Source organism: Vibrio sp. VB16 (assembly GCF_015594925.2).
Classification (GTDB): Bacteria; Pseudomonadota; Gammaproteobacteria; order Enterobacterales; family Vibrionaceae; genus Vibrio.
Window position 1 is genome coordinate 1,100,376 of record NZ_CP087591.1, and the last position, 25,113, is coordinate 1,125,488.

Annotated in this window: 20 protein-coding genes, 1 pseudogene and 1 riboswitch; of the genes and pseudogenes, 9 read left to right on the top strand and 12 right to left on the bottom strand. The window is 43.3% G+C overall.

Annotated elements, in window-relative coordinates; genetic code table 11:
- Window positions 1-11 precede the first annotated feature (11 nt).
- From ygfM to IUZ65_RS21340, 6 genes are all read left to right on the top strand, one after another.
- The gene (gene ygfM / locus IUZ65_RS21315; protein WP_195706024.1) at window positions 12-806 is read left to right on the top strand and encodes a molybdopterin-dependent oxidoreductase FAD-binding subunit; all 795 of its coding nucleotides are present in this window, start codon (window positions 12-14) and stop codon (window positions 804-806) included.
- 2 nt (window positions 807-808) lie between these two features.
- Window positions 809-3,685, top strand: a complete 2,877-nt coding sequence (locus IUZ65_RS21320; RefSeq protein ID WP_195706025.1) for a molybdopterin-dependent oxidoreductase Mo/Fe-S-binding subunit — start codon at window positions 809-811, stop codon at window positions 3,683-3,685.
- A gap of 292 nt (window positions 3,686-3,977) precedes the next feature.
- On the top strand, window positions 3,978-5,378 hold the full coding sequence (locus tag IUZ65_RS21325; RefSeq protein WP_195706468.1) for a nucleobase:cation symporter-2 family protein: 1,401 nt from the start codon (window positions 3,978-3,980) through the stop codon (window positions 5,376-5,378).
- Between the two features lie 161 nt (window positions 5,379-5,539).
- Complete coding sequence (gene guaD / locus IUZ65_RS21330; protein ID WP_195706026.1) at window positions 5,540-6,856, top strand: guanine deaminase; 1,317 nt, start codon at window positions 5,540-5,542, stop codon at window positions 6,854-6,856.
- Window positions 6,857-7,015: 159 nt separating this feature from the next.
- Window positions 7,016-8,398 (top strand): NCS2 family permease, encoded by a 1,383-nt coding sequence (locus tag IUZ65_RS21335; protein ID WP_229638268.1) that lies wholly within the window; start codon window positions 7,016-7,018, stop codon window positions 8,396-8,398.
- 484 nt (window positions 8,399-8,882) lie between these two features.
- Window positions 8,883-9,758: a DMT family transporter gene (locus IUZ65_RS21340; RefSeq protein ID WP_195706027.1), complete on the top strand. Its 876-nt coding sequence runs from the start codon at window positions 8,883-8,885 to the stop codon at window positions 9,756-9,758.
- A gap of 11 nt (window positions 9,759-9,769) precedes the next feature.
- Here IUZ65_RS21340 and IUZ65_RS21345 read toward each other — a convergent pair whose 3' ends face one another.
- A complete protein-coding gene (locus IUZ65_RS21345; protein ID WP_195706028.1) occupies window positions 9,770-10,426 on the bottom strand; it encodes a hypothetical protein in 657 nt (218 codons plus the stop codon).
- A gap of 324 nt (window positions 10,427-10,750) precedes the next feature.
- Here IUZ65_RS21345 and aroG point away from each other — a divergent pair, with 324 nt between their 5' ends.
- A complete protein-coding gene (gene aroG, locus IUZ65_RS21350; RefSeq protein ID WP_195706029.1) occupies window positions 10,751-11,806 on the top strand; it encodes a 3-deoxy-7-phosphoheptulonate synthase AroG in 1,056 nt (351 codons plus the stop codon).
- 61 nt (window positions 11,807-11,867) lie between these two features.
- On the opposite strand, the gene IUZ65_RS21355 is transcribed toward aroG, so the two are convergent.
- Together IUZ65_RS21355 and IUZ65_RS21360 are read right to left on the bottom strand one after the other, a co-directional pair.
- On the bottom strand, window positions 11,868-12,875 hold the full coding sequence (locus tag IUZ65_RS21355; RefSeq protein WP_229638269.1) for a Gfo/Idh/MocA family protein: 1,008 nt from the start codon (window positions 12,873-12,875) through the stop codon (window positions 11,868-11,870).
- 203 nt (window positions 12,876-13,078) lie between these two features.
- Window positions 13,079-14,182 (bottom strand): mechanosensitive ion channel family protein, encoded by a 1,104-nt coding sequence (locus IUZ65_RS21360; RefSeq protein ID WP_195706030.1) that lies wholly within the window; start codon window positions 14,180-14,182, stop codon window positions 13,079-13,081.
- Window positions 14,183-14,356: 174 nt separating this feature from the next.
- On the opposite strand from IUZ65_RS21360, the gene IUZ65_RS21365 reads away from it, so the two are divergent.
- Window positions 14,357-14,839 carry a GNAT family N-acetyltransferase gene (locus IUZ65_RS21365; RefSeq protein ID WP_195706031.1) on the top strand — a complete coding sequence of 161 codons (483 nt, stop codon included), beginning with the start codon at window positions 14,357-14,359 and terminating at the stop codon, window positions 14,837-14,839.
- A 287-nt stretch (window positions 14,840-15,126) separates the two neighbouring features.
- A complete protein-coding gene (locus IUZ65_RS21370) occupies window positions 15,127-16,083 on the top strand; it encodes an IS110 family transposase (RefSeq protein ID WP_195706032.1) in 957 nt (318 codons plus the stop codon).
- A gap of 349 nt (window positions 16,084-16,432) precedes the next feature.
- Here the strand turns inward: IUZ65_RS21370 and thiH are convergent, their stop codons facing one another.
- The 9 genes and pseudogenes from thiH to ppsR form a co-directional block, all read right to left on the bottom strand.
- Complete coding sequence (thiH, locus tag IUZ65_RS21375; RefSeq protein ID WP_195706033.1) at window positions 16,433-17,545, bottom strand: 2-iminoacetate synthase ThiH; 1,113 nt, start codon at window positions 17,543-17,545, stop codon at window positions 16,433-16,435.
- Window positions 17,546-17,554: 9 nt separating this feature from the next.
- On the bottom strand, window positions 17,555-18,325 hold the full coding sequence (locus tag IUZ65_RS21380) for a thiazole synthase (protein WP_195706034.1): 771 nt from the start codon (window positions 18,323-18,325) through the stop codon (window positions 17,555-17,557).
- 1 nt (window position 18,326) lies between these two features.
- Complete coding sequence (gene thiS / locus IUZ65_RS21385; RefSeq protein WP_195706035.1) at window positions 18,327-18,563, bottom strand: sulfur carrier protein ThiS; 237 nt, start codon at window positions 18,561-18,563, stop codon at window positions 18,327-18,329.
- A gap of 7 nt (window positions 18,564-18,570) precedes the next feature.
- Window positions 18,571-19,344 (bottom strand): HesA/MoeB/ThiF family protein, encoded by a 774-nt coding sequence (locus tag IUZ65_RS21390; RefSeq protein WP_195706036.1) that lies wholly within the window; start codon window positions 19,342-19,344, stop codon window positions 18,571-18,573.
- Window positions 19,334-20,605: a thiamine phosphate synthase gene (locus IUZ65_RS21395; RefSeq protein WP_195706037.1), complete on the bottom strand. Its 1,272-nt coding sequence runs from the start codon at window positions 20,603-20,605 to the stop codon at window positions 19,334-19,336. The genes IUZ65_RS21390 and IUZ65_RS21395 overlap by 11 nt, the downstream gene beginning before the upstream one ends.
- 44 nt (window positions 20,606-20,649) lie before the next feature.
- Window positions 20,650-21,030, bottom strand: a pseudogene (locus IUZ65_RS21400) (phosphomethylpyrimidine synthase ThiC); the annotation flags it as partial.
- Window positions 21,031-21,168: 138 nt separating this feature from the next.
- A riboswitch (TPP riboswitch) is annotated at window positions 21,169-21,266 on the bottom strand.
- A gap of 192 nt (window positions 21,267-21,458) precedes the next feature.
- Window positions 21,459-22,904: a hypothetical protein gene (locus IUZ65_RS21405; protein WP_229638270.1), complete on the bottom strand. Its 1,446-nt coding sequence runs from the start codon at window positions 22,902-22,904 to the stop codon at window positions 21,459-21,461.
- Window positions 22,905-23,224: 320 nt separating this feature from the next.
- A complete protein-coding gene (locus tag IUZ65_RS21410; RefSeq protein WP_195706040.1) occupies window positions 23,225-23,818 on the bottom strand; it encodes a hypothetical protein in 594 nt (197 codons plus the stop codon).
- A 320-nt stretch (window positions 23,819-24,138) separates the two neighbouring features.
- The gene (ppsR, locus tag IUZ65_RS21415) at window positions 24,139-24,972 is read right to left on the bottom strand and encodes a posphoenolpyruvate synthetase regulatory kinase/phosphorylase PpsR (protein WP_195706041.1); all 834 of its coding nucleotides are present in this window, start codon (window positions 24,970-24,972) and stop codon (window positions 24,139-24,141) included.
- Between the last annotated feature and the right edge of the window lie 141 nt (window positions 24,973-25,113).

Here is a 25,113-nt window from a genome sequence, read left to right on the forward strand (position 1 = left end):
GGGTAAGAATAATGATTGAGCACTACTTCAGACCAGACTCTACCGCCCAGGCTCTAGAACTCATGCAGCAATATATTGGCACAGCAACGTGGTTCGCCGGTGGTTCCAAGCTTAACGCCACACCAAGTAAAACCGATAAAACGGTTGCGATATCGCTTGATAATCTGGCGTTCGATAATATTGAACAGTTAGATGATGCCATCCACATCGGTGCGACGTGCAAGATTCAGCATTTGATAGATAACGAGCTAGTACCGGTTGCGTTGAAACAATCAGCTAGCTTCATTTACTCTCGGCACGTACGCAACCAGGCCACACTTGGTGGTGAGATTGCAGCTTTACAGACAGAAGCGCGATTAATACCCAGTCTCATTGCATTGAAAGCCCGCGTAGTATTGGCAGATGATAGAGAATGCGATGTCGAAGAGTACATCTCAATAGATACACGAGATTTGATTGTTAAAGTTATTATTCCTGATGTGAACCTCAACTGCATTGGTTACAACATATCGCGCTCTGCTGCGGGATTAGCAGTTGTCACCGCTGCAGTTTCAGTAGACAGCCAAGGGAATAAGGTTATTGCACTTGATGGCGTTTCCCCTTTGCATAATGGCGCCGCAAAACCTATCCGTTTGCGAGATGTTGAAAGTCAAAACCTCAAAGGCGAGTTGTTAGAAGAAGCGGTAGCGGATGCGGTTCATCCCGTTGCGGATATCATAGGTAGTGCGGAATACAAGCGTTACATAGCGGGTGTCGTTGTAACAGATCTACTGACAGAGTGTCAGCTATTGGCTGAGGAGGCTTAATTATGACCATTCAATTTACTCTAAATAGTCGCCCTCAAGAACTCCAATGTGCTCTTGGTGAAAATGTACAAAAACTACTGCACGGTATGGGGCTACACTCTGTACGTAACAGTGATGATGGTTATGGCTATGCAGGTTCTGATGTCATCTTACTAAACGGAAAGTTAGTAAATGCTTCATTGTTAATTGCAGCGCAACTCGAAGGTTGTGACGTATTTACAGCGGAATCATTAAGCACTCACAATAACCTAAATGTCGTTCAGCAGGCGATGATTGATGTCGGTGTTGTTCAGTCAGGATATAATGACCCAGCGGCAGCACTGATTATTACGGATTTGCTTGAGCGAGTTGCCAACCCTACTCGCGAAGAGATAGATGATGCGCTCTCTGGTCTATTTAGCCGTGATGCTGGCTATCAACAGTTCTACCAAGTGGTCAGTTTGGCTGCAAACCGTAAACATACGCCTGATTACAATGAGGAAGTGGCACCGGAGTTTTGTGATGACTTGGATGTCGTCGGCAAGGTGAGTCCGAAAGACGACTCGGTGAAAATGGTTCAGGCTAAACCTTGTTATGTTGAAGATAGAATTCCTAAAGATGCGTGTGTTCTTAAAGTACTGCGCAGTCCTCATCCACATGCGTGGATAAAACGTCTGGATGTCAGTAAAGCCGAAGCGCTAACCGGTGTTGTGTTTGTTATGACGCACGAAAACTGTCCAGATATTCCTTACACGCCTGGTGGTCAAACGGGGCCGGAGCCATCGCCTTTAGATCGACGTATGTTCTGTCAGAAACTACGCCATGTTGGCGACCGTGTTGCGGCCGTTGTCGCGGAAAGTGTCGATATAGCTGAAGCGGCTTTGAAACTTATTGATGTTGAGTACGAAGTACTTAAGCCCGTGATGAGTATCGATGAAGCCGCCGCGGCAGATGCGCCAATCATCCACAATGAACCTATTGAATATCTTGCGGGAGCACCCTCTGATCTCGAAGAACAAAACAGAGATGCCGATCCACGTGAAGGTAAGCTGATTGTTAACTTCCCAATAGGCTGTAAGCCGCGCGAAAATATCGCCGCTTCGGTACATGGTCAGATTGGTGACATCGATCAGGGCTTTGCGGATGCAGATATAATCTTGGAGAGAACGTACGAATCCAAACAGGCACAGCAAGCGCCAACGGAAACCCATATCTGCTACGCCTATATGGATGGAAACCGTTTGGTTATGCACGCTTCCACTCAGGTGCCATTCCATGTACGTCGTCAGATCGCTAGGATCCTTGGCGTTAAGCAAAACCTTGTACACATAATTAAAGAGCGTGTTGGTGGTGGATTTGGGTCCAAGCAAGATATCTTGGTTGAAGACCTTACGGCTTTCGCTACCTTTATGACCGGACGACCTGTTTATCTTCATTATACTCGTGAAGAAGAATTTATCGCTTGTTCTACGCGTCACGTTGCTAAGGTCAACCTAAAAGTAGGTATGAAAAAAGATGGTACTCTGACGGCAATTGACATGGATTTCCAAGCCAATACAGGCCCTTATGGTAACCATGCTCTTACGGTACCTTCCAACGGCCCTGCGTTGTCACTGCCGCTTTATCCAATCGATAATGTGCGTTTTAAAGTGACAACCTACTACTCAAACATTTGTCCTACCGGTGCTTATCAAGGTTATGGTGCTCCTAAAGGCGTTTTTGCCCTAACAATGATGCTAGCGGAACTTGCTGATGAACTGGACATGGATCTTCTTGATATTATTGAAAAGAACCGAGTTCATGAAGGTGACCCGTTAAAAATCAAAGCGGCAGTTGGTGAAGGTGATTTACCGACAGAACCGCCTAGAGTACTCTCGTGTGCGCTTACCGAAGTGTTGCGTCGTGGACGTGAAGAGTTTGGCTGGGACACACCGAAAGAAGATCTCGGACCTGACTGGAAAATTGGTCGAGGCGTTGCAATTATGCAGCAAAAATCGGGTATCCCAGATATCGACCAGGCGAACTGTAAAGCCAAATTGGCCTCAGATGGCACAATGATTGTCCATTCTGGAGGCGCAGATATTGGCACTGGCTTGGACTTGGTCGTGAGTAAGATCGTAGCAGAAACATTGAAAATGCCGCTGGAAGAAGTGACGGTAATCTCTGGTGATACCGACCACTGCCCGTTTGATAAAGGTGCATACGCATCGTCAGGAACATGTTTCTCCGGAAATGCGGCAATGAAAGCGGCGCAATCAATGCGTGAACGCATACTCATTTGTGGAGCAGAGATGCTTGGTGAGCAGGTTGAAAGTGTCAAACTTGTTTTCCCTGCAACGGTGGAAGCCAAAGATGGTAAACAAGTCACCTATGGTGAAATTGCGCATCAAGCTGAAGGTGGTAAAGGCTGGGGGCAGTTACTCACGAGTGGTAGCTTTATTACCTCTGATTTTGCGTTTCCATATGGTGCCAATTTCGTTGAGGTTGCGGTCAATACTCGCTCCGGTCAGATAAAACTGAATAAATTTCATGCCCTTCTCGATTGTGGTACGCCAATCAATCCAGACTTGGCGCTGGGTCAGATCTATGGAGCCAGTATGCGTGCCATTGGTCACAGCATGACTGAGGAGTTGATGTATAACGAGAGCGGTGTGCCAATCAATACCGATCTTAAGAGTTACGGTGCACCGAAAATTGGTGATATCCCATTAGATTTTCGAGCGGCGTTAGTTCCAAGTGATGATCCTGTTGGGCCATTTGGCGCTAAGTCTATCTCAGAAATTGGCGTAAATGGTGCTTCACCGGCCATCGCTACCGCCATCCATGATGCCTGTGGCGTATGGATTAGAGAATGGAACTTTACACCAGAGAAGGTACTTAGAGGACTCAACAAACTGTAAATTGAACTAAAAGCGGTTAATTTTCAGGGGATGGGAAATAGCCGCTTTTTTAATTTGCGAGTGAGTTGTCATAGCTTGGCTGATACGAACTAATTTAGATTTAGTTGTAGTGAAATGGGGTAAGGCAGCACCTAGTTATTTACTAGGTGGGAGCTCCTTGGGGATTTTCTGGCTAGGTTATCGATTCCATACTCGTCCAATCTTTTCGTGGATACTGTTTGACTGAATAGGCACATAAGAAGCCTTAAAGCGCAGTCGTCTGTGAAAAGTCTATAAAATGGATAGTATTGAAATGAAACTCTTTTATAACGTGGAAGATAAGCCTCCTGTGGGAGCTGCAATATTACTAGCTTTACAACATATGCTTGCTGCAATGGGGGCCATAATTGCTGTGCCTCTTGTGGTGGGAAGTGCGATCGGGTTGCCTACTGATCAAATGGTTATTTTGGTCAATGCTGCTCTTATGGTCTCTGGAGTAGTCACGATTGTTCAGTGTAAAGGTGTAGGCCCGGTTGGAATTCGTTTACCTGTTGTTATGGGGACAAGTTTTACCTTTGTTGCCATCTCTATCTCTATTGGTTTAGATGCCGGTATTTCAGGTATATTCGGTGCCTCGCTAGTGGGGTCTCTGGTGATGATTATCGGTAGCCGATTTATGCCTCAGATCCGCAAATTATTTCCGCCGGTTGTCTCCGGTACCGTTGTGGTACTTATCGGTTTAACTATTCTACCTGTTTCCGTGGATTGGTTTGCTGGTGGATTTGTGGGTCAGGAAGAGTACGGTCAACTTAGTAACCTGTTGTTAGGTCTTTTGGTACTGGTTGTTGTTATTGTCCTATCACAAGTCGGTACCGGTATTATTTCAGCCGCAGCGATTGTAATAGGCATGGCTGTAGGCTATCTGACGGCTATTTTTATGGGTATTGTTGATTTTTCTCCCGTTCGTGACGCTAAGTTCTTTGCTTTACCTGAAATAATGCCGTTTGGCCTTAGTTTTACCGTGAGCGGTATCATCGGCATGTCGATTGCCTATCTGGTTACGATCATGGAATCAACGGGCGATTTTTTGGCATTGAGTGATGCGACTCATACCAAGTTAACGGGTAAGAAATTATCGAAGGGTATCTTGTGTGATGGGGCCGGTAGTGCATTAGCATCTATGTTTGGTGCCACTCCTTTTTCATCATTTAGCCAAAACGTCGGTATTGTTTCTATTACTGGTGTGGCAAGCCGTCATGTGGTCGCTCTTACTGGTTTCATCATGCTGTTGGCTGGTTTATTTCCAAAGCTGGGCGGTATAGTGGTAACGATCCCTTCACCAGTACTTGGTGGCGCAGGCTTAGTCATGTTTGCCATGATTATTTCAGCGGGTATTGGCATCCTTTCACGTATTAGTTTCACCAAACGTAACATGTTGATTATTGCAGTAGGTGTAGCCTCTGGTATGGCCGTAACCGTTCGTCCAGAAATACTTACCCACTTGCCCGAGTCCATGAAAGTCATTTTCGGCTCAGGTATCACCACTGGCTCATTGGTCGCACTTGCACTGAATGTTGCTCTAGGCGTTAATCGCGCGGATGAAGCGGAAAGTGCTACCGAAAAACGTGAAGCGTTGGAAGAGCAAATTAAAGAGTGTGAAGTGTGTAATCGAGCTTTGGAAGAAGAAGAAAATTTGGCTCGTCAGAAAGCGTAAATCGACACTGAATAAACGGGCAAGGAGCCGATTGGTTTCTTGCCATCTATGAATACTTAGAATTCTACATTAGAACTTTAAAATTGGTCTGTACGCTATTTGTGGCCGTCCGGTGATGAGAAACAAATAGATGTGCGTATAAAAAATTTATAGGGGTAACTATGGAATACTCTCAATCTATTAAGGCAATTCGTGCTTCGTTCATGGATATTGCGCGTGTAGTAGATAAGCCAGGAGATATCGAAGAAAATGTTCGCTTTATAGAAGACGGGTTAATGCTTGTTGATAACGGGCGTATTGAATGGTTGGGTCCTTGGGAAGAGGGAAAAGACAAAGTCCCAGCATCGGTCCGTATTAGAAGCTATCCGGGAAAACTGGTTATGCCGGGCTTTATCGATACCCATATTCACTACCCTCAGGCAGAAATGGTTGGCGCCTATGGGGAGCAACTGCTTGAGTGGCTAAATAACTACACTTTTCCTACAGAAGCTCGTTATAAAGATAAAGAATACTCTCGGGAGATGTCGACATTTTTCATCAAGCAATTGTTGCGCAATGGTACAACAACCGCTTTGGTCTTCGGTACGGTTCACCCTGAGTCAGTGGACGCTCTATTTGAAGAAGCTGAAAAAATCAATATGAGGATGATTGCCGGCAAAGTCATGATGGACCGCAATGCCCCCGATTATCTGCTTGATACGCCAGAAATTGGCTACAACCAATCCAAAGAACTGATAGAGAAATGGCATAAAAGAGGTCGTTTACAATATGCCATTACCCCACGCTTTGCCCCAACGTCATCTCCAGAACAGTTGGCAATGGCAGGTAAACTAAAAGCCGAGTATCCAGATACATACGTGCATACACATCTATGTGAAAACAAAGACGAGATTGCGTGGGTAAAAGAATTGTATCCCGAACAAGACGGCTATCTTGATGTATACCATCACCATGGTCTTACGGGACCCAAGAGCGTGTTTGCTCATTGCATTCATCTTGAGGATAAGGAGTGGGATTGCTTACAAGAGACAGATTCTGCCATTGCGTTCTGTCCTACCTCGAATCTTTATCTCGGTAGTGGTCTATTCAAACTGCAGGAAGCATGGAATCGCAATATAAAGGTCGGAATAGGGACCGATATTGGTGCTGGCACGACGTTTAACCTGCTTCAGACCCTCAATGAAGCCTACAAGGTAATGCAATTGCAGCAGCATAGATTATCCGCTTTTGAAGCTTTTTATCTTGCAACCTTAGGCGCAGCAAACTCACTGTCTCTGGACCATTTGATTGGCAACTTTGAGATCGGTAAAGAAGCTGATTTCGTCGTCATTGATCCTTGTGCAACGCCTTTACAGCAATTGCGATACGACAGTTCAAAAGATCTAGCTGACAAGTTGTTTTTGCTGATGACACTAGGGGATGATCGCAGTATCTACCGAACCTATGTCGATGGTCGACTCGTTTATGAACGTGGTTAATCCGTCGCTTTTTGACAACGAAAAAAAATTTAATAGGTAATTTAAACTACGTGGAATGGAACATTTACACACTTTCTGAGTTGTAAAGGGTATGTCTTATTTTGACGAGTTAATTAATACGAACTCTTTGAACTCAATGACTAACAAGGAAATATCACCATGTCTGAAAATAGTACAATACAAAGTGATCCAGTCAATATACCAAAAGAGCCCGTGCAACAAAGCGGATTAGATGGTTATTTTCAAATTTCGGCTCGCGGTAGTACCGTTAAACAGGAAATGCTTGCAGGGTTAACCACCTTCCTTGCGATGGTTTATTCAGTTATCGTCGTGCCGAGCATGTTAGGCGCCGCCGGGTTTAACCAAGGTGCGGTGTTTATCGCGACCTGTTTGGTGGCAGCGTTTGGTTCTCTGTTAATGGGGTTGTGGGCTAAGTTGCCAATGGCGATCGGTTGCGCCATCTCTTTAACCGCATTCACTGCGTTTAGCCTAGTGTTAGGGCAGGGAATAAGTATCCCTGTTGCACTCGGTGCGGTCTTCTTGATGGGGGTTTTGTTTACCGCGATTACGGTGACAGGCGTTCGCCAGTGGATCCTTACTAATCTACCAACGGGAATAGCGCATGGTACAGGCATAGGTATTGGTCTGTTTTTGTTGCTTATTGCCGCAAACGGAGTGGGATTAGTTGAGAAAAACTCATATGAAGGTTTGCCTGTAACGCTTGGTGAGTTCACTTCTTTGCCTGTACTAATGTCTGTCATTGGTCTGGCTGCAATCTTCGGTCTAGAGCGTCGTCGCGTACCTGGAGGCATTTTACTCGTCATTATTGCGATCTCTATCTTTGGTTTGGTTTTCGACCCTAACGTAACGTATCAAGGCTTATTTGCTATGCCTTCTTTCGGCGCTGAAGGTGAATCACTGCTAGGTACCATGGATATTATGGGCGCGCTTAACCCGATTGTTATCCCGAGTGTTCTGGCGCTGGTTATGACGGCAATCTTTGATGCTACAGGTACAATACGTGCGGTAGCTGGTCAGGCGAACCTGCTTGATAAGGACGGCCAAATCATTAATGGTGGTAAGGCGCTTACATCGGATTCAATCAGTAGCATGTTTGCTGGTTTTGTAGGTGGTGCACCCGCTGCTGTGTATATCGAATCTGCTGCGGGTACTGCTGCAGGTGGTAAAACAGGGCTAACTGCGACCATCGTTGGTGGCTTGTTTTTGCTGATGTTGTTTTTAGCGCCTCTAAGCTATCTTGTACCTTCTTATGCAACGGCACCCGCGTTGATGTATGTTGGTCTACTAATGCTAAGTAATGTCAGCAAGCTTGACATGAGCGATTCTGTAGACGCCTTGTCGGGTCTTATGTGTGCTGTGTTTATCGTGCTTACAGGGAACATTGTTACCGGTATTATGTTGGGCTTCAGCTCGTTGGTTATTGGCCGTGTTATTGCGGGTGAATTCAATCGTCTTAATGTGGGTACTGTGTTGATTGCGGTCGTACTCGTTGCATTCTATGCTGGTGGTTGGGCTATTTAAAATGGCGGTATCCGTTCTTTATTTTATAAAGAGGGTGACGACAGAGCATGACTAAGTGAGATAGGATTTTGACGAAATAAATAAAATGTTCGGCCTCTAACACAGTTAGAGGCCGATTTTTTTAGTCCAGTAGCGCTACTGGACTCATACCTATCTGAAGAGTTAACGGAGCAATAATATGGATACGATGGAACAGGCACCAATGGACAGCTTACCGACTCTCGATAGAGAGTATTGCGATGTTCGGGCTTGTCGTCGAGGCAACATTGAAGCAATATAGTTTTCCGTTTTGCCCATTATTAAGCGTACAAGGACGTCTTGATTGGTCTGCGGAGTCATAGGCATGTTGATCACAAACCTATTTAGCTTGGTCTCTTGGTTTGTGGTGAAGTCAATCATTTAAAGTTGCCACTCACGTTTACAGTGCCACTTAATATCAACTGCTCCTAAGATAACTGTTTAACTTAATGGATGAATAACCACTTTGAGCTGGATATTATTTACTTTACTCGCTGCTTTTAGTCAGTCTTGGCGCAATGCTTTTCAGAGTAAACTTAGCGCTGATCTTAATGTTGTTGGGGTGACCTTAGCTCGTTTTTTATGGGCGAGCCCTTTAGCATTGCTTTATCTCATTTTTCTTTATGTTTGGCAGCCCGCTGAACTGCCACTCGTGACCAGCGATACGCTATTTTATGTATTTGGGGCCGCCATCATGCAAATTGTTGCGACAGCATTGATGGTCGTTCTGTTTAAGCAGAAAAATTTTGCAATTGGGGCTGGGCTAGCAAAAAGTGAAGCGTCCATGGCCGCATTGATCGGGGTTCTATTTTTTGGCACCTCATTACCGATTTTGGGTTGGGTAGGCGTTTTAATAGGGGGGATCGCAGTATTAATACTCAGTTGCCCACAAGGCTTCCGAAGCCTATCGAAAAGTACGGCACTATTGGGACTTGCGTGTAGTAGTGCCTTTGCTTTAACGTCTCTTTGGGCCCGTGAGGCGAGCTTAAGTTTATCCGTACCCTTTCCACATCGTGCTGCATGGGTACTATTTTCAGTGATATTTTTGCAAACACTCATCTTGACCAGTTATATGTTGCTGAAAGACAGGGCCACATTAACGGCTATGTTTCGTAAGCCAAAGTTAGTGGTGATGACCAGCGTTGCCAGTTTTGTTGGTTCTTTAGGTTGGTTTAGTGCGATGTCTCTTCAGACGGTACCGTATGTAAAAACATTAGGACAGGTAGAGGTGTTTTTCACGATGCTCATTTCCTTTTTTTGGCTTAAAGAAAGCGTAAAAAGAAAAGATATTATGGCACTTATTATGATCGCGATGGCCGCCACATTGGTGATGTGGCAATAATTGAATTGGGTTCAGGTTAACGCGTCTATCGTATCTAATGCATGAATGATACCTAGTTTAGGGCTACTTAATACCGGTATTGAAAACGTCCCTTTAGTCGAAGCCGCAGCCATGGAAGCTTGCGCAAGAATCACCGCATCATAATCTTCTTGTTTTTGCTGTACAGCGTCGACAATGGCCATCAGGTATCTGTCTTGTTGACCTGAAAGAAAATACGACCACGCCTCTTTGACCATGATAAGGTCAACACTAGGCTGTCTGTTTTTTGCAATACATGACTCCTCTAAAAGTGTTTTGGTTGGTTCGATGGTGCTTTCTAGTGCAGCAACGACCAGTATGTTTTGGTATTTTTCAACCGCATCGTTTGCCATTGCTCTATCAATACGTTGAAATGAGCAATCATTATTAAACGACATTTTTTCGACGACGGAACCTATAGAGGAACAGGTACAAAGAAGTAATCGAGATTGTTCACTGAGAGGCAATAACAATGCATTCAATGACTCAGTCAATGTTGAATCAACCCCGTATTTCTGAGCGTGAAGTAAAAGTGATTCATTTACAATGTGATGAGTCGTTAGTTCTGGCGCTAGCTCATCTATTAATAATTGAAAATTGTTAATATGAATCTCGTCGGTATGGAGAAACGTAATATCGAATTTTTTCATAGCGAACACCTAAGGAGTGGTTCCATAATGATTTGTACGTGTGATTTCTATGCTTGACGCTAAAATATAACCTAAATACTCAGGTTCTTAACCTCTAATGGGTAAAAAATGGTGAGAATACCTGAAAATAGTGTCAATAAATAAAGCGTAAAGTTAACGTTACGAGTCGTGTAAAGTGTAAATTTGATGTCTTTATTGAACTTTGATTAAAAAAATGGTTGAAGTTATCTTTTTTACTCGATAAGTTACAAGAATAGAGAATGGATGAGTCGGCTGTATCTGTATCAAACTGGCTCACAAATATGAATAGGAATAGTATTAGAAATGCATCAGACTGACGACGTAAGAATTAATAGAGTAAAAGAATTACTTCCTCCTATCGCGGTATTAGAGAAGTTTCCAGCGACCGAAACAGCGGCCACAACGACTTATCAAGCTCGTAAGGCAATCTCCAATATCTTAAACGATAAAGATGATCGTTTATTGGTTGTTATAGGTCCGTGTTCAATTCATGACACTGAAGCGGCACTCGATTACGGAAAAAAACTGAAAGTTTTACGTGATGAGCTAGGGGATCGTCTTGAAATTGTTATGCGAGTTTATTTTGAAAAACCTCGTACAACAGTAGGTTGGAAAGGGCTGGTTAATGACCCCTACCTTAACGATACCTACAAGTTAAACGATGGTGTGAGAATCGGTCGTAAGCTTCTTCTCGATCTTACTGATATGGGAATGCCGACAGCGGGTGAGTTCTTAGATATGATCACGCCGCAATACATTGCCGATCTTATTAGTTGGGGTGCTATTGGCGCACGAACGACGGAATCTCAGGTGCATAGAGAGCTATCTTCAGGCCTTTCATGCCCAGTGGGTTTCAAAAATGGTACCGATGGTAATATTAAGATTGCGACAGATGCCATTCGTAGTGCGGAGGCTTCTCACCATTTCCTTTCTGTCACTAAATACGGTCATTCTGCGATTATAGAAACGGCAGGTAACCCTGACTGTCATATCATACTTCGTGGTGGTAAAGAGCCAAATTACAGCGCTGAGCATGTGGAAACCACGAAATCTCAATTGGCGGCTTCGGGTTTACCGCAGAAAGTGATGATTGATTTCAGCCACGCCAACAGTTCTAAGCAATTTCAGCGCCAGATGGTTGTCGCAACAGACATTGCTGATCAAATGGCGAACGGTGAGGATGCTATCTTCGGTGTAATGATTGAGTCGCACCTAGTGGAAGGTCGTCAAGATCTTGTGGACGGAAAAGCCGCTTGCTATGGTCAGTCAATTACCGATGCCTGTATTGGTTGGGATGATACCGAAAAAGTACTTCGACAATTGGCCGATGCGGTAGAAGCGCGCCGTAAAACGAAGTAGTTCGATTTAGAATAAAAAATCCTGCTTAATAAAGCAGGATTTTTTTTATACACGTTCTTAGTTATCTTTCTACGAACGGATAAACCACACCAGCCTCTTCTAATATTTGATCCATTACTTTCATATTGGCAATGGTGACTTCTGGTCGCATATTATCTGAAACGATCTGCCCATTTCTTAGGCAGCGATGAACCTCATCTACCTGATACTCAAAACCACTTGCGCGCTGTGGCTTATTGCATTTAAGCACCTCACCAACATTGGTGGTCAAGGTTGCACTGCGGGCATCCCAAAAATTCCCGTCGACAACGATATTTCCGTTATCACCGATGATGTGAAATTGGTTGTCTAGTTTACTCAAGAAGGTACAAGTGAATTGACTGGTTACGTCGCCATAATCTAACGTCACGGTACAGCGTTCATCAACACCGGTCTCGCCAACCAAAACAGCGGATTGTATTCTATCTGGCTGCCTGCCTAATACAAACTCAGAAAGAGCAATATTGTAGATTCCCGTATCGAGAAGGGCACCACCGGCAAGATTGATATCAAAAAGCCTATCGGTTTCATCTTTAGGAGGTTGAAAACCAAATGTAGAGCGCAGGAGTTGAACTTCTCCGATCATTCCTTCTTCTAACCACGTTTTTACTTGGGTCCAGCAGGGTAAAAAACGACTCCATACCGCTTCCATTAAAAAGACGTTTTGTTTTTGTGCTAAGTCAAATAGCTCAATACTTTGCTTTGCTGTCACCGTTAAAGGCTTCTCACAAAGTACGGCTTTACCTGCAAGAAGACACTTCTTAACAGTCTCATGATGGTATCGATGAGGGTTGGCGATATAGATTACGTCGATATCCGGATGTTGGATCATCTCTTCGTAGTCGGCCATGACATGTTGTATGTCATATTGCATGGCAAAGTGTGTTGCTCGCTCAACATTACGGCTCGCAACAGCAAAAAGATTCCCATCATCGATTGAGCTAAACCCTTGTGCAAACCGATGGGCTATTCGTCCCGGGGCAATGATGCCCCAATTGATCATCTGTTCCATGTCGTTATTGTTGTCCATTTTAAAGAATGTCGTTATTTTGCAGTAATGCGCAAAAAGCGTTTGAGGTTTAGCTCAAACAACGGCAACAGCGGATCTAAAAAGTGGATTTATTTCTCACCCAATTAGTGACATACCTGTCTCTGCGGTGTTTTCAATTAACGTGGTTGAGATGAACGCTGTAGCAGTGTTTGTTCGATTATTGGCCGTATAGAATCAAAATGTTATTTCCCTACTGATGGAAAAGGGAATCCACTGGGTGGCGTTGATTGCTCTACTTTTAAAGTCTGAGTTGGGAAGGCTACATCCGCACCGTGGCCATGGATAATACCCATTACCTTTAATAGCACGTCTTGCTTTACCTCGTGAAAGTGCACCCAGTTCACTGTTTTTGTGAATGAGTAGATAAAGAAGTCTAATGATGATGGGCCAAAGGCATTAAAGTTGACGATCAAGGTTTGAGACATATCTAGATCTGGATGATTCTCTAGCATTGTTTTTACATCTTTGATGATGCCATCGACTTTGTGTGCATCTTCATATCGCAGGCCAATCGTTTCATAGATTCGTCGATTCGACATGCGAGATGGGTTTTCCACAACGATATTAGTGAAAACGGAGTTAGGTACATACAGAGGTCTTTTATCAAAGGTTCGAATGATGGTCATTCGCCAGCCAATTCGTTCAACCGTGCCCTCTATTTGCCTATCCGGTGAACGTATCCAATCGCCTAGTTTGAAAGGGCGGTCGAAGTAAAGCATCATGCCGCCAAAAAAGTTTGAGAGCAGATCTTTTGCCGCCAGACCTACGATTAAACCACCCACCCCGCCAAAGGTAAGAAGACCAGACAGGCTTAAGCCTAAAGTCTGCATAACGGAGAGGACACCCATGATGATGAACAGTAGCCTTGCCACTTTAGCTATGGCTTGTACCGTAGATTCATCTCGCTTTTTTTGTTGAAGTACGTATTCTTCTACGTTATTAATAAGTCGAAGGATAATCCAAATGAATATGGCAATAACGAGCAACATTTTGAGCGTTGTTAGCCAATCGAGAGAGTGTTCTATATAGCTCTGCATGACCAAACCGATAGAAACGGTTGCAGGCCAACACCAAAGTAGTGTACTTATTGGTGTTTTTAAAGCATTGATAATGACGTTGTCCCATTGAAACTTGGTTTTGTTCGCAATCACCTCTAGTCGACCATAGATAATCCGCCAAGCGAGCCAAGCAACAAAGCTTATACCCGTAATGAGAAGAACGTCATTGCCCCAGTCTTGGCTAGGCTGAGAAAAATAAGCTTGTAGTTGCGCAAGTATCGAATCCATTGAGCGGTGACATCCTTTTTGAGTGTAGGGAAAAACTAGCAGATTTTACGGTTTTTCTCTAGATAAAGTAGTGATTTAGAATTTGTTTGAACTTAACTTATGTTAATGAATGTGAGATCAAGTTAGATTAGGCTGGCCCAGATACAGCGGTGATTGGAAAAAGGGAGGACACCTATGATTAGAGAGATCCAAAAATCAGACTTCGAGCAATTTTGGCCTTGTTTTGAAAAGGTAATCAAAGCTCAAGAAACTTATGCGTTTGACCCTGAAATGACTTATGAACAGGCATACGATTTATGGTGCCAATCCCCACTTAAAACTTATGTTTTTATCGAGGACGGCAAGGTACTTGGTTCCTACTACATTAAACCAAATGCTCAGGGACCAAGTGATCATATCTGTAATTGTGGTTACATAGTCAATGAGAATGCGCGAGGTAAAGGTATTGCTAGGAAATTATGTGTCCATTCAATCGAGATCGCCGTCAATCTTGGATTTGAAGCCATGCAATTCAATTCAGTTGTGTCTACAAATGAAATAGCGGTAAACCTATGGAAAAAATTAGGTTTTTCTATTATTGGTATTATTCCCCACGCATACCGCCATAAAAGACTTGGTTATGTTGATAGCTATATAATGCATAGGAAACTTACTTAAGGTTATTCCCCAACATCTTTGTCGATACAGAAATTGCAGTATGTATTTCTTACCCTCTGAATTTAGTAATACAACGCCTTGTATGGGAAATTAACTCTGCTTTTGGGTAATGTGAGACCCAAGCCTAAGCTGCAACTTAGGCTTTCTATGCAGTAGTTCGATTAAACGCTGGCTCCTCTGTCGAGAGACCGATAACAAGAACGAACGCTGCATAGGACTCCGAGCAAAACACTCGAATAGCCCACTGGGTCTCGAACCCGCATTACGCAAGCAAGAGTTAGCTTATTATGAATACAAGTACACTTCAAAACATTAATGTCGGTGTTGATACTGGTAAGTCGCAATTAGATTTCTACATTCGACCACTCGACATTTACTTCACCGTATCTAACGATGACAAAGGCATAAAAGAAGCGATTAAAACTATCAAGAAGTATTCTCCTGAACGAATCGTCATAGAAGCCACTGGTAGGTTAGAAATGCCCTTCATTATCGCTTGTGCTGAGGCTAATCTACCCTTCGTTATTGCTAATCCAATACATGTAAAACGCTTTGCTGGGGCAACTGGTAGGCGAGCAAAGAACGACAGGCTGGATGCAGAGCTTATTGCGCATTATTCCGAAGCTATAAAGCCAACCTTAACTCAATTAAGACCTGAAAACATGAGAGCTATGAGTGATTTGGTCGCAAGAAGAAACCAGTTACTCAACATGCAAACTATGGAAAAGAATCGACTTCAGATATTGCCAAAATCTCTAGCTTCAACGATAAACCCCATTTTAACGGCTTTTAAAAATCAGATAACAAAAATTGAATTAAAGATAGCAAAGATGATAGAAGAGAGCCCTGAGTATCAGGCTAAAAACATGATCCTACAAAGTATGCCTGGAGTAGGTAAAATTGTCGCGGCGTCCATTATCAGCAATGTTCCAGAATTAGGGTATATCACCAACAAACAAGCAGCTTCGCTTATTGGTGTCGCTCCAATAACTAAGGAAAGTGGTCGGTTTAAAGGAAAAAGAACTATCCAAGGTGGCCGCTCTCAAGTTCGCACCGTTCTCTATATGGCGATGATGTCAGCTATGCAATGCAACCCTATATTTAAACGGAATTATCAGCGACTTCTTCAGCAGGGGAAACCAAAAAAAGTCGCTATTATTGCCTGTGTAAGAAAAATGGTTGTTATCTTAAATTCAATGTTAAGGGATGGTGTAATGTGGGATGAAACCGTAGCAAAAAATTAGCTATTGACACCATAGCCCCTTGTTAAGGGGCAAATTGTAGTTGGTTAAAATGTGAAATGGAACGGGATCAACCTATCCGGGTGAGTAACATGGCCAGCAAATTTATCGAAGAAATCAGGCAGAGTTGTAGTGGATGGGATAAATTGGTTTGTTGCATATAGATAGTTAACATGTTTTCCAATATCTGAGTTAATCCGCAAAGTGCTCTTGGGTACCTAGGCCTAGCTCACTTTGAAAAGACAAATGTTGGACTGCTCAGAGAAGCGTCTAGTCTGACTGGAGCCGATCACTATGAATACCGAACTTAAAATGAACAGTCAGACAGTTTGATGCTCTTGTTTATAGTTCATTAGCCGGAGTAAATATAGTGCCAATCTTTCCATACCACTTCAAAACCATTCTGTTTAACGGCAAGTGCCACATCTGAAACCGAACGGTCATCACTAATCGAAAACTGCTCTAGTTCTGGTTCATCGTTAGCATAACCACCCGGCTGAGTTTTCGAGCCAGCCGACATGCTTGTTACACCCAGTGGCAATACATTATCACGAAACTCGGGAGATTCTCGGGTCGATAACGATAATTCCACCTGCGAATTAAACATCCGATAGGCACAGATCAACTGAACTAACTGACGATCACTCATTATCGCCTTAGGCTGTAAGCCCCCTTCACAAGGGCGTAGACGCGGGAATGAAATAGAATATCGGGTTTGCCAATACGTACGTTCAAGGTAATCAAGGTGAGTCGCAGCAAAGAAACAATCTACCCGCCACTCTTCAAGCCCAATCAGCACCCCGATCCCAACTTTGTCTATCCCTGCTTTAGCCAAGCGATCGGGTGTGGCAAGGCGATACTCAAAGTCCATTTTATTGCCACGCAAATGATGTTCTGCATACGTAGAAGCATTATAAGTTTCTTGATACACCATCACGGCATTCAACCCTAATGTTTTCAGTTCTGCATATTCTTCTTGCGCTAACGGTTGTACTTCCATAGCCACATAGCTAAATTGTTGTTTAATTGCCGGCACACTTTCACGAAAATACTCAATGCCCACTTTGCGTTCATGCTCCCCCGTCACTAATAATATGCTATCAAAGTTCATCGCTTTGATAGCTTGGCATTCTTGGCTAATTTCTTCCAAGGTAAGCGTACGACGCTTAATCCGGTTTTCCATTGAAAAACCACAATAAGTACAGGCATTCGAACAAAGATTAGAAAGATACAAAGGCACATAAAACGACATGGTATGCCCAAATCGTTTACGGGTTAATGCTGCAGACTGCTGTGCCATTTGTTCTAAATACGGTTCAGCCGCTGGAGAAATCAACGCTTTGAAATCTTCCAAATCACGCTTTGGTTTACGTAATGCACGCTCTACATCTGCTGCAGTTTTACTATAAATAGATAGGCGTATATCATCCCAATTCAATTGCTTCCAAACATCAACGTAACTCATGCTCACCCCTTATGCAGTTTGATCTAAGAAAGCCGTTAATGGGCTTGACGCAATTGCATGATTTATGGTGTTAGATAAACCTGCTTCATACCCCATACGCCCGCTTTCAACTGCTAGTTTGAACGCTCGTCCCATGGTAATAGGGTCGGCTGCAGTGGCAATCGCCGTATTCACTAACACGGCATCAGCTCCCATTTCCATGGCTTCAGATGCATGAGATGGCGCGCCAATACCCGCATCAATGATAACTGGCACTCGCGCCTGATCGATAATAATCTCAAGAAAATCACGCGATGCCAGCCCTTTATTTGAACCAATCGGTGCACCTAACGGCATCACGGCAGCACAGCCAACTTCTTCTAAACGCTTACATAACACTGGATCCGCATGACAATACGGCAAGACTATAAAACCCTGACGCACTAGTTCGGCAGCTGCAGCCAATGTTTCAATTGGATCGGGCATTAAGTATTTAGGGTCTGGGTGAATTTCTAACTTCAGCCAATTTGTGCCCAAGGCTTCACGAGCCAACTGGGCGGCAAAAATGGCTTCGTTCGCATTTTTCGCGCCCGAAGTATTAGGAAGTAAATTAACTCCCGCTTGGATCAAGGGAGCAAGAATGTCGTCGTCACGGTTATCAATATCAACACGTTTTAACGCCATCGTAACCAGCTCAGATCCAGAGGTAATGATGGATCTCGCCATCACTTGACTATTGGCATATTTACCCGTTCCGGTAAAAAGACGAGAAGAGAACGTTTTATCTGCAATGGTTAACATCTTAGCCTCCAGCTATAGCTTGAAATAAAGCAATACGGTCATCTGCACTTAATATCGTGCTAGCCCATTGGCTGCGCGCAACAATATCGTCATTAAGGGCAACGGCTGTTGCTAGTAAGGGCATTTGTAATTCAGTAAGTAGCGCTTCAAGATCTAAGCCTACTGAACACTCGACCGGTTTCTCATTGACCAACACTTGGATCATTACATCGGTTGAATTCTCGATATGGGTTGTCATTAGTGACTTACTCTCCGTTGTCATTGTGCTGGCTGCACACTGGACACTGTGGATCTGCAGCAATATTAAATTGCTGCCAAGCCATGGTTAGTCCATTAAATTGTTGCAGAGCGGCAAAGGCCACAATGCCTGCTCCAGTGATGCATTTGATGGCTTCTAAAGCTTGCATCGTCCCCATAATGCCAACCACCGGGCCTGCAATACCTGTGTTACTGCAACTTAGAGACTCTGGCGTTGTATCTGGCTGGTTTGGAAATAAACAGTGGTAACACGGTCCTATCCCAGAACGATTATCAAATGCCATTAACTGACCTTGCCAACGAATAGCAGCCCCTGATATCAAGGGCTTTTTCGCTTTAACACACGCTTGATTGACTGCATGACGTGTTGGCAAATTATCAGAGCAATCCAAGACAATGTCTGCCAGTGCCACTTCAATGGCTAATTGCTGACCAGCTAATAGTGTCTGCACCGCTCTGACTTTTATATAAGGGTTTAAGGCCTGAAGATGTTCAATTGCCATCTTGGCTTTACTTCTACCTTGGTCAGCATCACGGTAAATAACCTGACGCTGTAAGTTGGAACTTTCGACAACGTCGTCGTCGGCAATCACTATATTTCCGACCCCAGCCCCTGCAAGATAAAGCGCGGCTGCGGAACCTAAACCACCAGCACCGACAAGCAGTATTTGTGCTTGAATTAATTTCTGTTGCCCAAGCTCTGCTATATCTGACAGCATAATTTGGCGGCTATAACGTAAAAATTCTTGATCAGTCAGCATCAATACCACCCATTACTTTCTCGGTAATTGCTTTAGGAAATTCAGGGCGCACTAATAAATGGTTAAATGCATTAACTACCGCTCCAACATCGCTAGCCTCGGTAATTGCACGTACCACAGCAACACTACTAACCCCCGTACACCACACTTTTTCAGCACAAGGTAAATCAATGCCACCAATTGCAACCGTTGGAAATGTATCGCCAATTAACTTTTGGTATAACGCCAAACGGTTCAAACCTTGCGGTTTTGATGGCATTGTTTTTGTCGTGGTAGGAAAGATATGACCCAGTGCGATATAACTTGGTGAGAATTCAACGGCACGTAAGATTTCGTAATAACCATGCGTCGACAAGCCAATTCGTAAACCCGCTTGCTGGATCGCCACTAAGTCTGCTGTTTCAAGATCTTCTTGACCGAGGTGGACACCGTACGCTTTATGGATTATCGCCAGTTGCCAATAGTCATTCACAAATACTTGTGCTTTGTGTTGATTACCCGCGGCTATAACTTGCTGTACCTGAGTTTCAAGTTGTGGGTCTTGCGGGTTCTTAATCCGTAATTGTGTGGTTTTTACACCAAGATTAATTAAACGCTCTATCCACTCTGCCGTATCAACCACCGGATATAGCGCCAGTTTCTGTGAATCAGTGGCAGAGAACGGTTCAACAGCCAGTTCTTTACTTTGCCAACCCAACGCATCCACTTCAGGATGATTCGCCGTTAACGGACGAGGAAACAACTCACGAGATAATGGCCAGCTAACTTCAACGTGACCATTTTGGTGAGTACTTTGATACCCACACGCATGAGCTCGCGCTAATGTCACGGCATCTTCCAAAGGGTAATCTAAGGCTAATGCGCAAAGTAACATGGCACGTTGTGCCTCACTGCCTCTAGCATGATGGCAGTAAACCGCACGCGCTTCACCATTGTGGTGCCAAATATCAACACAGCCCTTCTCAGTAGGAAGACCACACACAATCATGCGGCTGTCTTGTTCAACTTTTACTTGCATTTCCCTAACGTTAGGATACGGGGCATACCATTGATCCTGTATTTCGAATCCTGAGAAATCGGCTTCAGTCTGGTTGAAAAGCAGACTGAGCTGGCGCTCTTCAATCTTAATCTCTACAGCATTCAATTCACTCACGCTAACACTAACGGCATCACCAAGTTGATATTGTTCTGCATTTGCAAGCAGCAATTCAACATGCCTAAGCAGTGGCGTTAAATAATCAGGTAAACATAACGAGCTCATTAGATTTCCTCTTGAACAGAGTGATATAGCTCATTGCCTCGAGAACGAAATTCATCAAGGGTTTCATCCAATAAACGTTCTTTGGTATAAATTGAATTTGATTGCCCCAATAATATGGTGTCGCCACGCTCTTCAATCCAACCTGAACGTACTATTTCTAAGCCATCATAAATATTAGCGGGTTGATTGGGGTCGGTATAAAAGCCAGACGTATCATAAACACGAACCAGTTCATTTGGTTCTAAAATAGGATCCTTTCTATTATCACCGATTAAGCTATCAGCCAATGAAATTTCACGCATCGGTACTTGGATGTCTGTTCGACTACCTTGAACGTACACTTTTTGTGAATTAGGGAAAGGTTCTACAGTCAGTGAATCTATAAATTGTTTAGCTTCCAATCTCGCGTGTTTGCGAATCGTCATAGCAAATTCCTTTGTCGCTATTTAGGGAAAGTTGCTTGGCGGGTTGGTACATAAACAAGAGGCGTACACATAATATGTGTCGCATGATCTGATACGCTAACATAAATATCAATAATATTTTCATCAATACCGTTAGGTAGAAAATTTTCTCTTGTTTCCTTCGCAGGTATTAGCCTGATCAGGTTCAACGGATCCCGTAATACGGTCTCAGCCATGTGGCACTCCGACAAGTTTCAAGAGGGAGTATAAGAAAGGGAACTTGTCACTGCAACAACAAAACCTAAAAAGTGATGACGTCGCAATAAAAAAAAACGTCACGAATCAATGAGGACACACACCTCATATTTTCAAAATGCTCCATCTTTTTACTAAGTGAAAAGGATGGAGCATAACGCTATTTTTACTCGTTGTTCATACCTATACCGGAATTAATGTTCCTGCCAAGGTTGTATTGATTTTCCGTCTTTCCATTTGTAAGGCGTCGTTGCTTTTTTCTCCGCTTCTTTAACGCTTAAATCTCTCCTTGTGGCTTTCCCAATATATTCACTGAATTCGCCAGTAAGATATTCATTATATAACCTTGGCCCATCACCACTGGTAGCAATCCATTTGTGTTTCGATATTGGCATTTCTTTGACTTCACCAGCAGTCATATAATTGGTGTCTCTGATCTGATAGTGCGTACTGGATATGCGTTCAAGGTGATCATTGTTTACAACGTACTTATTTTCTAAATATGCGTATCTGTTACCGCGAGACCAAAAGTACTCTTGAGTCGTAATTTTATTTCCTGTCCGTTGCCAAGCACCATTAGAGATTGAGCCGTTTTCTTGTTTGCCACTGTTAGGATTTAGTCGCCATATAAAACGTAGGTAATACCCTTCTGGATAAAAATATAATTCATTGTAGAGCGGATACCCCCCTTGAAGCTGGGGAGGCAGCGTCTTTAACTCAGCAGCGGTTTGTTTCCATTGATAACCGCCACCCGAGGCTAGGATTTGTTCTGATGCACCTGAGTGATGAGTGTTATTGGCTTTGCTTTTTGTTAGTTTTTCCGCTGCTACCTTGTCAGCTGCAATTTGCTCGGCTAGTACTTTTTCGGCCGCTAGTTTCTCCGCCGCTAACCTGTCAGCTGTAACTTTCTCGGCCAATAACTTTTCAGCCGCCAATCTTTCCGACTCTTGTTTCAGTGCTAATAAAGCTAAGGCCTCTGCTTCTGCTTTCTTTTGGTTCTGTAAAGCGAGCTTCGTCTCTGTTTCAGCTAACTCTTTCTTTAGGGCCGCGACTCTGGCATCGCCAATCTCATCGGGGATCGCAGGAGAAGGAGGTGCAATATCCTTTTCTGCTGGGTATCTTTTCATTAGTAGGGGTACTTGAGGTTCATATTCTGTTGCATCGTATGCACTTGAATGAATACCTTCAATTAAACCGCTCGCATGTCGGCAATTGGACGTCATGTTTTTGTTACTTAAGTCTTTATCGAAATAAAAGCTGTAGACCTTTTCCACCTCTACTTCCACCTTCACATTACACACGAAACTATCGTCAATTTCCGATGGTGGAACAGGGTGTTCACTTGCGACATAAGACGGGAATGCCATGGTGATATCATAGCCACCTGGTTCTAGATCGAGTTCAACCAATCCACTTCTAAACTCTGCAATCTGTTGGTCGTTTACGAAATAAGAAAGAAATACGCCACCGCTAACAAACCGTTGGTTACGCCATAGCAACAACTTGGCTTTTGTCTTACTCAGTAGAGATGGCTCAGTCGCATTAAAATTGTGCCCCTTACTTTGGGAAGGATTTACGGCACAACCGATAAGAAGGGCGGTCATAATCAGTATAACGATAGACTTGTGTGTGTCTTTCATCTAAAAACCTCTACTAAAAAATTCATTATTAATATGGTTACGCTTTATTGAATCATATTTTCAAATGATAAGGTCTAACTAGATCAATTAAATAGGAGTTAATGAGCACTGGTTCGATTCTGCAAAACGAGAGTTGTATGAAGAAACCTCTTTAACAGGCTAATGATTGGATGCCACAGACTCTATGTGTATGTTACTTAGGGTATTTTATGCTGGTCATGAAAACGGGCAGAATCATCAATATGTTATGGGAGTTAGGCGAGCGGCTTAACACACACTCTTAAGGCGTTACAAAACAAGTGTTAAAATTACCTCGATTTTTACAGCCCTTTCAGTCGGTCTTTGTGTTCCATAAGCAGGTTTATGGCGTCCAGATACTGATATAATCCGTTACCCTCGAGCTGGTAAAGATCGACCTTATTATCTTCCAGCAATAACCCTCTACTCCTAGCCATTTCCAACAAGTTGGCCTGTTTAAGCAGGCGGAAGAGTAAGCCATCGGTATTTTCTTCTGCTGAGGCAATTTCTTCCCTGAGCTGATTGTTAAGCGTATACAACTGATTCGTCTCTTCAGGGACAATCATCGCTGGTGATAGCTTATCGTGCAGGATCAGACCTGAAAAATAGGCAACGAGAAGGCCGACTGCGGTTATCAGGTTTACACCCACGGTGAGATAGCTGATTATAATGACAAGAACGGACAGGCCACAAATCCAGCTCAGTCGATTGAGGGTTTGTCTGCGCCTTTGCCCACGTTCAGCCTTTAACAGTATTTGGTTCAGGGTCAGAAGTTGCTGACAGCCGTCTTTTAGGTGATTTTCATATAAAGCGATAGCCGTCATGGCTTCTTTTCCGTCGTCACTGTTGATTGCTTGCTGGTTTTCTACGTGCTGATGTTGATCTATCTGGGGCATACCTAACTCACTTGTGTTAACGCTGGGCCATGAAAGATAAATAGACCCGGCTCTCAAGATACCAGTTATGTCGGTGAAAGGCGGAGAGAGCGGTCAGACTAAATAGTGTCTCAAAAACATTAATTGGTTTTTATGAATTATAACATTGTCAGTGGCATCGATATGCTGGATGAAGCCAGAGATCCATTCAAGTTGCACTTGGCAATACACCATGTGTTGGAGACCAAAAATTGTTTTAGAGAGCGGTATTCTTACGAATGGCTCTACTTGCTTGAACATGACGACGGGTGAAAATCGTCCAATTTGGTTCTTATAGTCAATTAAAATAAGTTTCTTTTTAATCCAGTCAACTGCAATATTTTTGCCGAGATCTCTTCTACCGACAGTGATGAAGTATTGAGGTAAGGGATGGCTTCTTTTCTAAAGAGCAGCTCAACAGACTGTAGTTCATTACTACATTGTTGTGCACTTGCGTAGGTACTATTTGCTAATCGTTGATGTCTTATCTCTGAAAGTCGTTCACTGTCTATGGTTAAACCAAATAGTTTATGTCGATGCATTTCAAATAATGGTAACAATTTGAGTTGCTGCATGTCTTCGCTAATAAATGGATAATTTATTACTCTAACGCCAAACTGCAATGCCATGTATAAACTTGTCGGTGTTTTTCCACTCCTCGAAACGCCTAACAGGATAAGGTCTGCTTGGTCAATGTCTTTAATTGAAAGACCGTCATCGTGGTTTAGCGTGTATTCTACTGCCGAAATTCTGTCGAAGTATGCTTTCTCATCTTTATTTACGCTTCGGGAGCGCTGCAACTTAGGTTTAGCTTCTAGTTGTAAGTCGTTCTGAATTGGCTCAACCAACGTACCTAAAATATCATAAATATGGGCATCAGCGGTCATGATGACCGACTTCACGTCGGGAACGACCGTTGATAGAAAAACAACAGGTTTGTTTTCCGCTGTTTTGCTCACCTGATTTATGCGCTGAACGGCTTCCTGAGCTTTAGTGCTGTTTTCGACAAACGGTATCGTTTGCTCGGAGACAACAAAAGGAAATTGACCTAATACAGCGTGGCCTAAAGTTTCACATGTGATAGCTGTTCCATCAGAAATATAAAACACATCACGTCTTTCGTTTAAATTTTGCATAATAAGTTGAATAATTCAAAAATATTTTATATTTGTATAAGAATAATACTGATACTAACACCATGCAAATCAGTTTTCTGTTCGATATTGGATATTTGCAACAAGATAACGACGGAAATAATTGCTTTCCCCCTACAAGAT

Coding starts and splice junctions, on each gene's coding strand:
- IUZ65_RS21405 (WP_229638270.1), bottom strand. CDS start 22,904: ATGAAAGACACACACAAGTCTATCGTTATACTGATTATGACCGCCCTT.
- IUZ65_RS21345 (WP_195706028.1), bottom strand. CDS start 10,426: ATGAAAAAATTCGATATTACGTTTCTCCATACCGACGAGATTCATATT.
- IUZ65_RS21355 (WP_229638269.1), bottom strand. CDS start 12,875: ATGGACAACAATAACGACATGGAACAGATGATCAATTGGGGCATCATT.
- aroG (WP_195706029.1), top strand. CDS start 10,751: ATGCATCAGACTGACGACGTAAGAATTAATAGAGTAAAAGAATTACTT.
- IUZ65_RS21320 (WP_195706025.1), top strand. CDS start 809: ATGACCATTCAATTTACTCTAAATAGTCGCCCTCAAGAACTCCAATGT.
- IUZ65_RS21380 (WP_195706034.1), bottom strand. CDS start 18,325: ATGTTAACCATTGCAGATAAAACGTTCTCTTCTCGTCTTTTTACCGGA.
- IUZ65_RS21360 (WP_195706030.1), bottom strand. CDS start 14,182: ATGGATTCGATACTTGCGCAACTACAAGCTTATTTTTCTCAGCCTAGC.
- IUZ65_RS21335 (WP_229638268.1), top strand. CDS start 7,016: ATGTCTGAAAATAGTACAATACAAAGTGATCCAGTCAATATACCAAAA.
- ygfM (WP_195706024.1), top strand. CDS start 12: ATGATTGAGCACTACTTCAGACCAGACTCTACCGCCCAGGCTCTAGAA.
- ppsR (WP_195706041.1), bottom strand. CDS start 24,972: ATGCAAAATTTAAACGAAAGACGTGATGTGTTTTATATTTCTGATGGA.
- thiH (WP_195706033.1), bottom strand. CDS start 17,545: ATGAGTTACGTTGATGTTTGGAAGCAATTGAATTGGGATGATATACGC.
- IUZ65_RS21410 (WP_195706040.1), bottom strand. CDS start 23,818: ATGCCCCAGATAGATCAACATCAGCACGTAGAAAACCAGCAAGCAATC.
- IUZ65_RS21395 (WP_195706037.1), bottom strand. CDS start 20,605: ATGAGCTCGTTATGTTTACCTGATTATTTAACGCCACTGCTTAGGCAT.
- thiS (WP_195706035.1), bottom strand. CDS start 18,563: ATGACAACCCATATCGAGAATTCAACCGATGTAATGATCCAAGTGTTG.
- IUZ65_RS21370 (WP_195706032.1), top strand. CDS start 15,127: ATGAATACAAGTACACTTCAAAACATTAATGTCGGTGTTGATACTGGT.
- IUZ65_RS21325 (WP_195706468.1), top strand. CDS start 3,978: ATGAAACTCTTTTATAACGTGGAAGATAAGCCTCCTGTGGGAGCTGCA.
- guaD (WP_195706026.1), top strand. CDS start 5,540: ATGGAATACTCTCAATCTATTAAGGCAATTCGTGCTTCGTTCATGGAT.
- IUZ65_RS21390 (WP_195706036.1), bottom strand. CDS start 19,344: ATGCTGACTGATCAAGAATTTTTACGTTATAGCCGCCAAATTATGCTG.
- IUZ65_RS21365 (WP_195706031.1), top strand. CDS start 14,357: ATGATTAGAGAGATCCAAAAATCAGACTTCGAGCAATTTTGGCCTTGT.